We start from the raw sequence: 13,267 nt of genomic DNA on the forward strand, positions 1-13,267 counted from the left end.
TGATTATGGAACGATTTGGGGTTCAAGCGGAGCGATATCCACAGGACTGAAGTTAGTGATGACAAGAACGATCGCAAGGCGGGTAAAGTCAACGGCTGGCTGGATGGTCGCCTGCTGAAACAGTTCAAATTCAAGGCTGCGGATCGTAAGTACCTGACCGATGGGAATATCAGAAGGATAACCGCCACCCAATCCTGAGGTCAAGACCAAATCGCCCGCCTGAACCACTACATTCTGCGAAATCATATCCAGAGAAATATCGCCAGTTACCGACCCAAATGTGACGGCGGTCGTTTTTGCATTTTGGAGGGAACTATTGATGGCGGACCCTGGATCAGTAATGAGTTGGACACGGGCGGCATCTGCAATGACAGCATCGATACGCCCAACCAATCCCTGGTTTGTGACCACAGGCATGCCGCGTAGGATCTCATCGTTCGAGCCGCGGTTAATAATGATGTAATGTAAAAATGGAGAAGGGTCACGGCCAATAACCGCCGCAGCTTTATAAGTGCTTTCAGGATTGGTCCGGGAAAAATCAACAAGCGCGGCGAGAATTTCTGTCTCATTCACGCGCTGTTGCAATTCGATCACTTGCGCCTGCAATTGCGAAACCTGAGTCTCAAGTTCAACATTTCGTGTTCGCAATGAGACAATATCACGAGGCGCTGTGAAAAAATCTTGAACACCAAGGAAACGAGCGGACATCCATGTTTGAATTTCAATAAACACCGAATTAAATTGTCTTGAGGCGGATCCAAAGAAACCACCCAAGGCCAGGGCTAGGATGCCACCGACCACAAGGAAGATAATCGTTGTTTGTAAAGAACGGGAGTTCATAATTTACAAGACCTGAAAGATATGCGGGAAACCTTGATCAATAAACAATACATTTCATGTGCGCATTTTTTCTCATCAGATCGTTTATGGGATTTACCAGATATGAAATTATCCAATTATATGTCGCGTACTGCCGCGTTCCAGTCCGACCAGATAACGTCCAAGGGAATCCAGATCTTCAAAGATCATTGCCGCGCCGCGCGCCACACAAGTCAGCGGATCTTCCGCAACCCAAACGCGCAGCTTCATTTCATCAGTCAGACGTTCGGCAAGCCCTTGAAGCAGAGCGCCACCACCAGCAAGACATATACCAATATCCATTAGGTCTGCCACAATCTCAGGCGGGATTTCATCCAGCGCATCGCGCACAGTGTCAATAATCACCTGAACGGATGCGCTCAAGGATTCTCGAATTTCAACTGAAGAAATTTCAACTGTTTCAGGTAAGCCACTCACCAAATTACGGCCACGCACCTCCATGGTCTTTTCCGGTTGTAATGGATAAGCTGAACCAATTTGCCATTTGATCTGCTCGGCATTGCCTTCACCGATCAGCAGATTATATTTATTGCGAAGATACTGCACGATATCCTGATCCATTTCATCGCCAGCGACACGCAGGGAACGTGAGGCAACGACACCGCTCATGGACAACACCGCGACTTCAGTCGTCCCACCGCCTATATCAACCACCATCGAACCACGGATCTCTCCGACGGGCAGACCAGCTCCCAGCGCAGCCGCGATCGGTTCCTCAATCAACATGGCCTGACGCGCGCCAGAGGCCATGACTGCGTCATAGACAGCACGCTTTTCGACTTCCGTCACACCTGTGGGCAACCCAACGATCACGCGCGGGCGCGGTAATGGAACCATACTTTGTTCATGTACCTTGCCAATAAAATATTCCAGCATGACCTGCGTCACGTCAAATTCGGCAATCACGCCATCGCGAATAGGACGCACCACCATAACATTACTTGGTGTGCGGCCGACCATTTCTTTTGCTTCGAGACCAATGGCAACAGGCTGGCGCAACTTCTTATCGACAGTGACCCAGGATGGCTCATTAATAACTATTCCCTTACCGCGAACGTGAACTAAAGTGTTCGCAGTGCCAAGGTCTATGGCGATATCCAGAGAAAAAAGGCCTAACAGCCAGTTAATAGGGTTGAAGGCCAAAATAGGCTCCTAAGTGAGGGTTCATGCGAGGTGAGGGTAACAAAAAGAATTATACCATGAGCCTTAATAACAGCTTTTCTCCAAGCGCAATCCCCCACTAGGGTAAAATTGCCCGAATATCACATTCCATTGTTCGGAGGAAGTAATGTCAAAATTTGCAGTTGTCACAGACAGCACAGCTTATATCCCCACAGAGTATGTCGGGAAGCACAATATAACGGTCGCCCCGCAGATATTAATTTGGGGAAACGAAACTTTTCGTGACGGGATCGATATCCGCTCGGATGAATATTTTAGCCGTTTAAAAACATCGAAGGTAATGCCATCCACTTCGCAGGTCTCTCCTGCCAGCATGCAGTCCATTTTCCAGCCCCTGGTGGATCAGGGATTTGAAGTGTTGGGAATTTTTATTTCATCCAAACTCTCCGGGACTCTGCAATCTGCCATTCAAGGGAAAGCGTCAATGGGAACCGCTGGAGAAAAAGTGACCCTGGTAGATAGTCAATCTACGGCCATGGCACTCGGATTTCAGGTACTCGCCGCTGCACGCGCACTGGAAGCTGGCGCCGGTATAAAAGAAGTCGCTGCACTGACCGAAAAAGCTCACGAAAAGACAGGTGTTCTTTTTGCTGTGGATACGCTGGAATTCCTGCACCGCGGCGGGCGCATTGGCGGAGCGCAAAGGTACATCGGCGCAGCGTTAAATCTAAAGCCGATCCTTGCACTCAAAGAAGGAAAAGTGGAAGGAATCGAACGAATCCGAACCAAAGGCAAGGCACACGACCGAATCCTTGAGCTGGTCGCAGAGAAAACAAAGGGCAAGTCAAATGTTCGGATCGCCTCGCTGCATGCGAATGCCGCTGATGATGCAAAGATATTGCTGGATGCTGCCGCGAGGAAATTAAATCCTGTGGAAACGCTCTCGACAGAACTCAGCCCCGTTGTCGGTACACACACCGGTCCCGGCACGGTAGGACTGGCGTTTATGTTCGACTAGTACATCTACATGATCGACTCGAATCAATTAAAGCGTATCTCACTGTCCCTGCCCATGCTCCAGCAGGCGGACTCCTTGTTTATACGTGAGTTCCAACAAACGGCTTTTTTAGCTCACGTCCCCGCTGGTCACGATGTATTCCTTGAAGGCGACCGTGTCGAAGCGATCGCCCTGTTGATCTCAGGTGTGGTGCGTGTCTACAAGATTGGCGAGACAGGTCGTGAAATTACCCTGTATCGTTTTGGGAACGGCTCATCGTGCATCTTGACCGCCAACGCCATTTTGAGTCAAAAGACATTTCCTGCCATAGCCACAGTTGAACAGAACGCAGAGGCTGTAATGATCCCTGCAAGTTCATTTCGTGATTGGGTTCAGCGCTATGATATGTGGCGGGAGTTCATCTTTGATCTATTATCTCAAAGGCTTTCGACCATGATGGCGGTTGTGGACGAAGTGGCTTTCCAGCGCATGGACCGACGTGTTGCTTCCTTACTGGTAAAACAGGCGCAAACTAAAAACCCATTGCATATCACCCATCAAGAGATCGCAGCTGAATTGGGTAGTTCGCGCGAGGTCATCAGTCGACTAATGGAAGATTTTGTCAGCGAAGGAAGTATCCGCTCCGGACGGGGCACAGTCGAGATATTGGATTTTGAATTATTAAAATCCCGCTCATATGTGTGACATTGTCACGGACGGAAATTGAGCCATCCACTATACTGTGGTCATCAAACCAATTGACCAAAGGAGATTTTCAATGAAAACCAATTTATCCAATATTGATCGTGTCGTTCGTGTCGTTCTTGCGGCAGTGTTTGCCTATCTGTATTTTGGCGGAATCGTCACAGGAACCCTTGGAATCGTGCTGGTAGTTCTCGGCGTGGTATTCCTGCTCACTGCCGTAGTTTCATTCTGCCCGTTATACGCAATCTTCAAATTCAGCACCAAATAAATTGCTGCGACCAAATAGAAATCAGGGCGAATGAGAGATCATTCGCCCTGATTTCTATTTGGCTAAAAACTCACAGATCGCGATTCATTTTGGTTGGCCGGTTACGGATAAAATTAAAGCAAAAAATACCGGTCATGGACTATAATCGCGCTTATGAATCATAATAGTCCGCTGGTGATCGGCATCGCAGGCGGGTCCGGCTCCGGCAAAACGACTGTTGTACGGGAAATTCTCAATCGCATTGGCGCTGATCGAATTGCATACCTCCAGCACGATTCGTACTACAAGGATATGAGCGGATTTCCTTCCGCCATGCATTCGGAAATAAATTTCGATCATCCCAATTCACTTGAAACTGAACTCTTAATAAAACATGTTAAATCCCTGCGAAACCTGGAAGCTGTTGAGGTCCCGATCTATGATTTCGCCACTGACAGTCGCACTGCGGAAACCTTCACAGTTGCACCGCGCGGCGTAATTTTGGTTGAAGGTATTTTGATCTTTACCGAACCAGACCTGCGAAAATTATTTGACATTAAAATCTTTGTGGATACAGACGCAGACTTGCGTCTAATTCGCAGATTACATCGTGATATAACAGAACGCGGGCGTTCAACCGAATCAGTTATCAAACAATACGAAGCCTCGGTGAGGCCCATGCACCTTGAGTTCGTCGAACCTTCAAAACGATACGCAGACATCATCATCCCGGAAGGCGGATTCAATGCAGCTGCGCTGGATATGGTCGTGGCCAGAATAGAATTGCTATTACAATCAAAGTAAATGACATGTTTATCTAAATAACCCAATTAAGGAGATTATAGAATGGCAAAACAATGGACAACACCACCCGAAATGCAGATCGACCCAAAGAAAACCTATAAAGCCAGTATGGAAACAGACAAAGGCACAATGGTTATCGAATTATTCGCTGCCAAGACACCCATAACGGTCAATAATTTCGTATTCCTTTCCCGCGAAGGCTATTACGATGGCGTTATCTTCCACCGTGTCATTAATGATTTTATGGTTCAAGGCGGCGACCCAACTGGCACCGGTAGAGGCGGACCCGGGTATAAATTCGGCGATGAATTCGATTCAAGCCTGAAACACGACAAGCGCGGAATCCTATCCATGGCAAATGCCGGCCCAGCTACAAATGGATCGCAATTCTTCATTACGCACGGCCCCACTCCCCACCTGAATGGAAAACACACCGTCTTTGGCCAGGTTGTGGAAGGTCTGGATGTACTTATGGCCATTCCCGCGCGCGACCCAGGCAACATCAATGCGCCTGCAGTGAAAATCATCAGTGTCACCATCGAAGAAAGCTAATCGGCAGAATGCGAAGTCACGCAATCAGGTGGACGCCGTAAATAAAGAACGAACGTCAATTCAAGAACAAAAAAAATCGGGGATTGGCGTTTTTATTTTAAGGGTGCTTGCGCTGACTGTGGTCATTGGGATAACTGTCTATATTTTCAGTATTCGCGATCATGTGCAGGATTTTGCAGGTTACGGTTATCCCGGCATCTTTCTCGTGATGCTGCTGGCAAATGCAACAGTAATCATCCCCGCGCCTGGCGTGGCAGTGGTGTTCGCGATGGGAAATATTTTCAATCCTTTTTGGGTCGCGCTCGCCGCAGGGACAGGCGGCGCCATCGGCGAGTTGTCTGGTTACCTGGCGGGATTCAGCGGACAAGCCCTGGTGGAAAATACGCGGGCATACAACCGCGTAGCGCCCTGGGTACAAAAATATGGAGCCTGGGCAATTCTTACGCTATCCGCATTTCCCAACCCGTTCTTTGATCTGGCGGGAATCGCAGCAGGCGTGGCCAAAATTCCTGTTTGGAAATTCCTGCTCTTCTGTTGGATAGGACAGATCATCAAAATGGGACTATTTGCATTTGCCGGCGCTTATTCAATAGACTGGATCGCAAACTTCTTTCAATGACTTCCAATTAAAAAGGAGACCATCATGGATGATTTCAAAAAAATAGACGCATATTTGTATAAAAATTTTAATAAAAGCGTCGCAGAACTTTCACGCTATGTTGCCCAGCCAAGTATTAGCGCGCAAAATATTGGATTAAAAGAATGCGCTCAACTTGTAAAAGAAATGTTGATGGCGCGCGGCTTTAAGGCCCGAGTCATGGATACAGACGGAGCGCCGGTTGTATTCGCAGAAAGACAAGGCAAAAGCGACAAGACACTGCTCATCTATAATCACTATGATGTCCAGCCGCCAGAACCGCTGGAGTTATGGGACTCTCCTCCTTTTGAGCCAAGTCTGCGTGAAGACAAACTGTACGGCCGCGGAGTCAGCGACGATAAAAGCCATCTGACTGCGCGCCTGTTTGCGATCGATGCAATTTTAGAGAATGACGGCGACCTGCCTTGCAACATCAAATTTATCATTGAAGGCGAGGAGGAAACCAGCAGTGTTCATCTTCATGATTTCATCAAAGAAAACCTGGGCTTGCTGAAAGCCGATGCCTGCATTTGGGAATTTGGCGGTGTGGATCATCGCGGAGTCCCAATGCAATATCTTGGTCTGCGTGGAATTTGCTATGTTGAGTTGAGTGTCGAATCCCTTGGAACAGATGTGCATTCGGGGTTGGGTGGCAGTATCCTGCCCAACGCTGCGTGGCGTCTCATTTGGGCACTGAACAGCCTCAAAGGGTCGGACGAACATATCCGCATCCCGGGCTTCTACGACAATATCGTTCCTCCATCTGCCCGTGACCGCGAGCTTATGGATGCTCTTCCAGATGTGGCAGACGAATATAAAAAACGCTACGGCGCAAAGGAATTTATCAAAGGCTTGACCGGCGGCACGGACCTCAAGATGGAAGAAGTTTTCACACCGACCTGCACGATCTGCGGTTTGACAAGCGGATATCAAGGCCCGGGTTCGAAGACAGTTCAACCCGCGTTTGCGTCTGCCAAAGTTGATTTCCGACTCGTCCCCGGCCAAATGCCGGAAGACATCGTCGCGAAACTTCGCAAACATCTTGATCATGAAGGTTTTGATGATGTGAAAATTAATTTCCTGGGCGGAGAGCCAGCCGCGCGTACCGACCCGGATGACCCATTCATCAAGATCGTCGTGGAAACAGCTGAGGAGGTTTTTGAATCGCCAATGGAGATCGTCCCAATGATCGGTGGATCTGGACCCAACTACCCGTTCGTGCATGACCTGGGACTGCCCGTTGCGACGATGGGACATGGCTACCCCGATACGAAAGCACACGCACCCAATGAAAATATTCGCCTTGACCTGTATCTTAAACACGCACAGCATATGGCACGAGTTATAAAAGAATTTGCAAAGTGACCTTATTCACTCCAATTTCGTGACTTTCTTTTATTCAAGTCCGTTTATAATCGACTTGTAACAAATTTCACGAACAAGGGCTTTTCCTGTTCTGTTAATCCATTGGAGGTAAAAATGTTCGTCGGTGAAAGAATGTCCCATCCTGTTATAGCGGTGTCTCCAGAAATACCCGTTCATGATGTACTGGTCATGTTCAAGAAAGAGCACATCCGCCGTGCGCCGGTTATGAAAGATGACAAATTGGTTGGCATCGTCTCGGAACGCGACCTGCTCAACGCATCCCCATCCCCAGTCACCAGCTTGAGCGTATGGGAAATGAATTACCTGATCAGCAAAGTGACCGTGAAACAGGTCATGAGCAAAAAGGTCAAGACCATTGACATAGACACCCCAATCGAAGAAGCCGCCCGCATCATGGCTGATTCCAAAATTGGCGGTATGCCTGTGGTTCGTTCCGGCAAAGTCGTCGGCATGATCACAGAGACCGACCTGTTCAAGATCTTCCTTGAGTTAATGGGCGCGCGCACAAAGGCAATTAGAGTCACAGCGGAAATTGAAGACCACCCCGGTCAGCTGGCCAAGATCACAAAAGCCATCGCTGAAGAAGGCGGCAACTTTATTTCCTTCGGCCAATTCTCAGGAACCGACCCCAGCACAAAGATACTCACCTTCAAAATCGCGGGGATCAAAAAAGATAATGTTCAAAAAGCACTTTCGAAATATGTAAAGAAATTCTGGGATATCAGACAGAGCTAATCAAGACGATCATAGAAAAATCCACTGCCCGAAACGAGCAGTGGATTTTTCTATTTCAACGGCGTTTGGTACGCGGACGATCCGTACGCTCAACCCCGGTCTTTTCTCTGGTGGCAGGCTGCTCGCCACGACTGCGATTTAATGGGCGAGGCTTGCCGCCTGAAACACGTTTTCGTTTATCGGTTGGATGAAGACGGTTATCACGAGGCCGCTCCCTGCGGCCTTCTGCTTTCGTAATTTTCTCGCCTCTTAACTCCTTGACCTCATCCTCAGTCAAATGACGCCATTGGCGAGGCTTTAGACTGCCCAATTTCAATGTACCTATCCGCAAGCGGATGATCTTCACGACCGGCAGCCCCAACCGCTTCCCCACTTCACGAATCTGACGTTTCTTGCCCTCACCCATGATTACACGGATCCAAGCACCTTTTCCTGCCATCGAAAGAGTAATAACATCAGCAGGTGCGGTTTTATCACCGTCTTCGAGCACAACGCCGCGCCGCCAAGCCTCCAATTGTTTCTCATCGGGGCGACGGGCCAACAAAACCCGGTATTCCTTCTGGTGACCATAACGCGGATGAGTTAATTTATTCGTCAACTCACCGTCATTGGTCATCAGGATCAAGCCTTCGGAATCAAAATCAAGGCGGCCAACAGGATATAAATGTCCTTCCAGCGGAATCAGATCGCGCACCGTTTGGCGGTCATCCTGACCTTCCGCTGCTGACAACACGTTCCGAGGCTTATAGAGCGCGATATAAACATAATTCAAAGCCTCTGCTTTCGGCAAAGCCCTGCCGTCCAGCGTAACCTTGTCGACGGTGAGGTCAGCCTTCTGACCAAGCAATGCCACCTCGCCATTCACACGTACGCGGCCTGCTATAATAAATTCCTCACAGGCACGGCGTGACCCATGACCAGCCTGAGCAAGTAGTTTTTGTAAGCGTTCCTGCATATTTACAACTATCCTTTTAATAACACGTTATGTTCGCCATTTTCTTCGACAGGTACGGCTAGCGGAGGCAATTCAGCGATCGAGCTCAGGCCAAAATGCTGTAAGAATTCTGGTGTCGTGGAATATAAGATCGGACGGCCAGGGCCTTCTGTGCGGCCTGATTCCTGGACAAGCCCCTTACTTAACAGGCTCTTCATCATTCCATCACTGTTAACGCCGCGGATCGAATCCACTTGCGGACGGGTAACGGGCTGCTGGTAAGCGATGATCGCCAAGGTCTCGAGCGCGGCACGGCTTAGGTGCGTGATCGCCTCGAGCCCAAGGAAAAGCTCAACCAGTTCAGCCAATTCAGGCGCGGTTGTCAATTGCACACGCCCGGCATTTCGCTGCAAACGTAATCCGCGCGTTACAAGGGATTCATCCAATTCTTTCAACCCGCGCTCGACCACTGAAGCAGTGACATCCAACGCCGCAGCCAGCTGCCCAACGGGAACGGGCTCGGCAGAAACAAACAACATTGCCTCTATTTTCGCCGAAAGGGTCACATCGACGTTTAAAGTGGATTGAGAGTCGCTCATGCTATAATTACTCCGCTTAAAAAATTACTTTCAAAAGAAAAATCATGAAAACTAAAAATTCCTATCTTACTTTCTTCTTAACACTTTTGCTTGCTTCCCTCGCCTGTTCCATCTCGGCCGGTGGGCCAGACTACCCGGCTGAGGGCATCCCAGTTTCTGCGGATGAAGTACAAACCATGCGCACGCAGATCGAGCAGGCCTTTATTGACGGCGCAGAAACCGGCCTTATCACCTTACAGATCACTGAAAGCCAACTCACATCCTACATTTCGCAAAAGATGCTGGAACAATCCAACCCGCCATTCACTGATCCGCAAATCCTTCTTCGTGACGGTCAAATGCAATTGTACGGCAAAGTTGCAAGCGGCATGTTCAATGCGAACATCTTAATCACAATGAATGTTGGCATTGACGAAATCACCGGCCTGCCAAAAATAGAAATTACATCCGCAGACTTTGGGCCCATCCCGGCGCCAGAAGGATTAAACACAGCCATCAGCGCCATCATCGACGAGGCCTTCACCGGTTCACTCGGACCAGTCGCGACCGGCTTCCGTTTGGAAACGATCACGATCGCAGACGGCATCATGACGCTCACGGGTCGGATCAAATAGCGGCTGGATTATACCCGACATGCACTACGCTCCGCTTCGCATTCACTCGAAACTGGTTTTGTTTCTATTTGCATTCGCATGGCTGACAACTTCATGCCGCTCCCCGCAAATTGGCAGCGAAATCAAGATCAGCATTAACGCAGATGGAAACACAAGCGAAGTTAATGTGGCAGCAGGAAGCACGGTTTCACAAGCCATGCAATCTGCCGGCATCATCACAGGGAAACTAGATCGTATCGAACCACCGTTATACACGACCCTAAGCGACGGGGACAAAATCACCATCACGCGCGTGGAAGAAATATTTGAGACAGAACAAAGAATCATTGCCTTTGAGCGTCAGATCGCGCGCAACGAGACACTTCCCGAAGGTGAAACAAGAATTGTCCAAGCCGGCGTCAATGGATTGGAAGAAATAACTTATAGAACAATTCTTGAAGACAAAGTTGAGGTCAGCAAATCGGCAGTCAAGACCGTCACACTAAACGACGCGCTTCCAGAGATCGTCATGGTCGGGGCGCAATCATCTTTCACGCCGTTAAATATACCCGGCACCATAGCCTACCTGGCCGGCGGCAATGCCTGGATCATGGAAGATTCAACAGCCAATCGCCGTATTATTGTCAGCAGCGGCGATTTGGATGGACGAATTTTCTCGCTGTCCCCAAATGGCGAATATTTGATCTTTACCAGGAAATCCAACAAACCCGCTGATGAAGAGATCAATACGCTATGGGCGGTGCGGACAAAAAATCTCGAACCCAAGCCTGTTTATTTACAGGCTAAAAATGTTGTGCACTTTGCGGCCTGGATACCTGGTACAAACTCCGTCGCTTATTCCACAGTCGAGCCGCGCAGCGCCATTCCCGGCTGGCAGGCAAATAACGACCTGTACCGCGTAAGCATTACGGGCGGCGGTCCGCGTAAATTGTTGGACGCGAACAGCGGCGGTGTCTATGGCTGGTGGGGGATGTCATTCGCGTTCTCTGCAGATGGCAGGCTGGCATATTCCCGTCCAGATGAGATCGGGCTGGTCGATCAGGACGGCGGTTACCTAAAACCATTGCTGGAGATCACGCCGCTCAACACGCACAGCGATTGGGCGTGGATACCACCCATCACCTGGGGAGCCGATGGAGAGAGTTTATATTTCGTAGCTCACGCGCCGGCACCGGCACCGGTCACAGCGGAAGAATCGCCTTTTTTTAACCTATCAGCCACCTCGTTCAGCAGCGAAGCGACCGTCTCCATTATTGATGCAACCGGCATGTTCGCTTATCCAGCGGTTTCAGAAGTAAAGCTTGAAGGACGGGAAAAATCCTATCAAGTAGCATACCTGCAATCGATCTTTGTTGAGCAAAGTGAAACCAGCCGTTACCGATTATTTATCATGGATCGTGACGGTTCGAACAGAAAAGCGCTTTTCCCACCTGCAGATTTAAGCGGGCTTGAGCCACAAAATGTCGTATGGTCGCCAGGCTTGATCGAGGGACAAACAGGCGATTTTATTGCAGTGAGGTATCAGGGAAACCTTTGGCTCGTGGATAGTGGAAATGGTGATGCGTATCAAGTCACTGGAGATGGTTTGATCAGTGGAATTGATTGGAAATAATTTTTGGAGGATGGTAAATAAATGAGAATATTGATCACAGGCGCAGCCGGATTCCTCGGCTCACATCTAAGCGACCGTCTGCTGGGAGACGGCCACGAAGTCATCGGCATGGATAATTTTGTCACGGGCAGCCCGGATAACATTGCCCATCTGGCAAACAACGAAAGGTTTTCGTTCTACAAACGCGATGTTTCTAATTATATTTTTGTGCCCGGCAAAGTGGATGCGATCCTGCATTTCGCTTCACCCGCCAGCCCAAACCCACTTTCAAAATCAGGATACTTCAACCTGCCCATTCAAACCATGAAAGCGGGCGCGCTGGGAACGCATAACTGCCTTGGAATCGCGCGCATTCAAAATGCAAGATTCCTGCTTGCTTCGACCAGCGAGATCTATGGCGACCCGGAAGTGCATCCGCAGGTTGAAACCTACGCGGGGAATGTAGATCCGGTCGGCACACGCGCTGTGTACGATGAAGCCAAACGGTTTGCTGAATCATTAACCATGGCTTACCACCGTTTCCATAACGTGAACACAAGCATTGTCCGTATCTTTAACACCTACGGCCCACGCATGGATCTGGAGGATGGTCGTGCCCTTCCAAATTTACTAAAGCAAGCCCTGCTCGGACAGTCGCTCACAGTTTATGGAGATGGAAGCCAGACCCGTTCATTTTGTTTTGTCGATGATCTGGTTGACGGGATCGTAAAACTTCTTTATTCAGACGAGCATTATCCAGTCAATATCGGCAATCCAGTCGAAATGACCATCCTGCAATTTGCAGAAACCATCAATAAAGTCACAGGTAATACCGCGGGGATCACCTATATAGACGATGCCCGCAGCGCGCGCGATCCGCAACGACGGAGGCCAGATATCACCCGCGCTCATGATTTATTAAATTGGGAGCCAAAGGTGAATCTTGAAGAAGGCGTTCGCCGCACGATCCCATTCTTCAAACAAAGATTGGGAATTGAATGATCCTGACTGACACAAAAGAACGTACAAGATTTTATAAATTTGCACTGGTGGGCGCACTCGGCGCGGCAATTGATTTCGGGGTCATGAACCTGTTGTCACATTTCACAAGCCTCTCCCTGGTTTACGCAGGCACAATTTCGTTTACCTGCGCTGTCTTTAGCAACTTCATCTGGAACCGTTTTTGGACATACCCAGAATCGCGTTCGCGCACGTTACTGCATCAACTTGGGATGTTCTTTCTCGTCAACACAGCCGGTGTGGCGATCCGCATTCCCACTTTGCATTATCTTGAGCCGCCCATGCTCCGATTTTTTGAAAGCGTATTCCACGCATCCCATAAAACAGCGGAGTTTTATGCCAATAACGTGACCCTTGCAGCCGCGGTGGGAGTCGTGATGATCTGGAATTTTTTCGTCAACAGATATTGGACGTATAATGACATTGACATTACATCATGAGGTAG

At 49.1% G+C, this 13,267-nt stretch carries 16 protein-coding genes; 12 read left to right on the plus strand and 4 right to left on the minus strand.

Going from position 1 to position 13,267, the window contains the following annotated elements; genetic code table 11:
* Positions 1–3 precede the first annotated feature (3 nt).
* On the minus strand, positions 4–840 hold the full coding sequence (gene mreC / locus IPL17_RS15695) for a rod shape-determining protein MreC (RefSeq protein WP_345308020.1): 837 nt from the start codon (positions 838–840) through the stop codon (positions 4–6).
* 108 nt (positions 841–948) lie between these two features.
* Positions 949–2,022, minus strand: a complete 1,074-nt coding sequence (locus tag IPL17_RS15700) for a rod shape-determining protein (protein ID WP_345308021.1) — start codon at positions 2,020–2,022, stop codon at positions 949–951.
* 145 nt (positions 2,023–2,167) lie between these two features.
* Here IPL17_RS15700 and IPL17_RS15705 point away from each other — a divergent pair, with 145 nt between their 5' ends.
* The 8 genes from IPL17_RS15705 (at position 2,168) to IPL17_RS15740 (ending at position 8,064) form a co-directional block, all read left to right on the plus strand.
* Complete coding sequence (locus IPL17_RS15705; RefSeq protein ID WP_345308022.1) at positions 2,168–3,019, plus strand: DegV family protein; 852 nt, start codon at positions 2,168–2,170, stop codon at positions 3,017–3,019.
* 9 nt (positions 3,020–3,028) lie between these two features.
* Positions 3,029–3,703, plus strand: a complete 675-nt coding sequence (locus IPL17_RS15710; RefSeq protein WP_345308023.1) for a Crp/Fnr family transcriptional regulator — start codon at positions 3,029–3,031, stop codon at positions 3,701–3,703.
* A 73-nt stretch (positions 3,704–3,776) separates the two neighbouring features.
* Positions 3,777–3,971: a YgaP-like transmembrane domain gene (locus IPL17_RS15715; RefSeq protein ID WP_345308024.1), complete on the plus strand. Its 195-nt coding sequence runs from the start codon at positions 3,777–3,779 to the stop codon at positions 3,969–3,971.
* Positions 3,972–4,124: 153 nt separating this feature from the next.
* Positions 4,125–4,754: a uridine kinase gene (udk, locus tag IPL17_RS15720; protein ID WP_345308025.1), complete on the plus strand. Its 630-nt coding sequence runs from the start codon at positions 4,125–4,127 to the stop codon at positions 4,752–4,754.
* A 42-nt stretch (positions 4,755–4,796) separates the two neighbouring features.
* On the plus strand, positions 4,797–5,306 hold the full coding sequence (locus tag IPL17_RS15725; RefSeq protein WP_345308026.1) for a peptidylprolyl isomerase: 510 nt from the start codon (positions 4,797–4,799) through the stop codon (positions 5,304–5,306).
* Positions 5,284–5,925, plus strand: coding sequence for a VTT domain-containing protein (locus IPL17_RS15730; RefSeq protein ID WP_345308027.1), 642 nt, complete (start codon positions 5,284–5,286; stop codon positions 5,923–5,925). The genes IPL17_RS15725 and IPL17_RS15730 overlap by 23 nt, the downstream gene beginning before the upstream one ends.
* A 24-nt stretch (positions 5,926–5,949) precedes the next feature.
* Positions 5,950–7,308, plus strand: a complete 1,359-nt coding sequence (locus tag IPL17_RS15735) for a M20/M25/M40 family metallo-hydrolase (RefSeq protein WP_345308028.1) — start codon at positions 5,950–5,952, stop codon at positions 7,306–7,308.
* A gap of 114 nt (positions 7,309–7,422) precedes the next feature.
* Positions 7,423–8,064 carry a CBS and ACT domain-containing protein gene (locus IPL17_RS15740; protein WP_345308029.1) on the plus strand — a complete coding sequence of 214 codons (642 nt, stop codon included), beginning with the start codon at positions 7,423–7,425 and terminating at the stop codon, positions 8,062–8,064.
* A 55-nt stretch (positions 8,065–8,119) separates the two neighbouring features.
* Here the strand turns inward: IPL17_RS15740 and IPL17_RS15745 are convergent, their stop codons facing one another.
* Both IPL17_RS15745 and scpB read right to left on the minus strand, forming a co-directional pair.
* Positions 8,120–9,019: a pseudouridine synthase gene (locus tag IPL17_RS15745; RefSeq protein WP_345308030.1), complete on the minus strand. Its 900-nt coding sequence runs from the start codon at positions 9,017–9,019 to the stop codon at positions 8,120–8,122.
* Positions 9,020–9,027: 8 nt separating this feature from the next.
* Entirely contained in the window at positions 9,028–9,597 is a 570-nt protein-coding gene (gene scpB, locus IPL17_RS15750; protein ID WP_345308031.1) for an SMC-Scp complex subunit ScpB, read from the minus strand.
* A 44-nt stretch (positions 9,598–9,641) separates the two neighbouring features.
* Here scpB and IPL17_RS15755 point away from each other — a divergent pair, with 44 nt between their 5' ends.
* From IPL17_RS15755 to IPL17_RS15770, 4 genes are read left to right on the plus strand one after another with little or no spacing between them, the layout of a single operon-like run.
* A complete protein-coding gene (locus tag IPL17_RS15755) occupies positions 9,642–10,211 on the plus strand; it encodes a hypothetical protein (protein WP_345308032.1) in 570 nt (189 codons plus the stop codon).
* Between the two features lie 19 nt (positions 10,212–10,230).
* Positions 10,231–11,823 (plus strand): G5 domain-containing protein, encoded by a 1,593-nt coding sequence (locus IPL17_RS15760; RefSeq protein ID WP_345308033.1) that lies wholly within the window; start codon positions 10,231–10,233, stop codon positions 11,821–11,823.
* A 21-nt stretch (positions 11,824–11,844) separates the two neighbouring features.
* A complete protein-coding gene (locus IPL17_RS15765) occupies positions 11,845–12,804 on the plus strand; it encodes a UDP-glucuronic acid decarboxylase family protein (protein ID WP_345308034.1) in 960 nt (319 codons plus the stop codon).
* Complete coding sequence (locus IPL17_RS15770; RefSeq protein ID WP_345308035.1) at positions 12,801–13,262, plus strand: GtrA family protein; 462 nt, start codon at positions 12,801–12,803, stop codon at positions 13,260–13,262. The genes IPL17_RS15765 and IPL17_RS15770 overlap by 4 nt, the downstream gene beginning before the upstream one ends.
* Positions 13,263–13,267 lie beyond the last annotated feature (5 nt).

The organism is Candidatus Villigracilis saccharophilus, assembly GCF_016711665.1.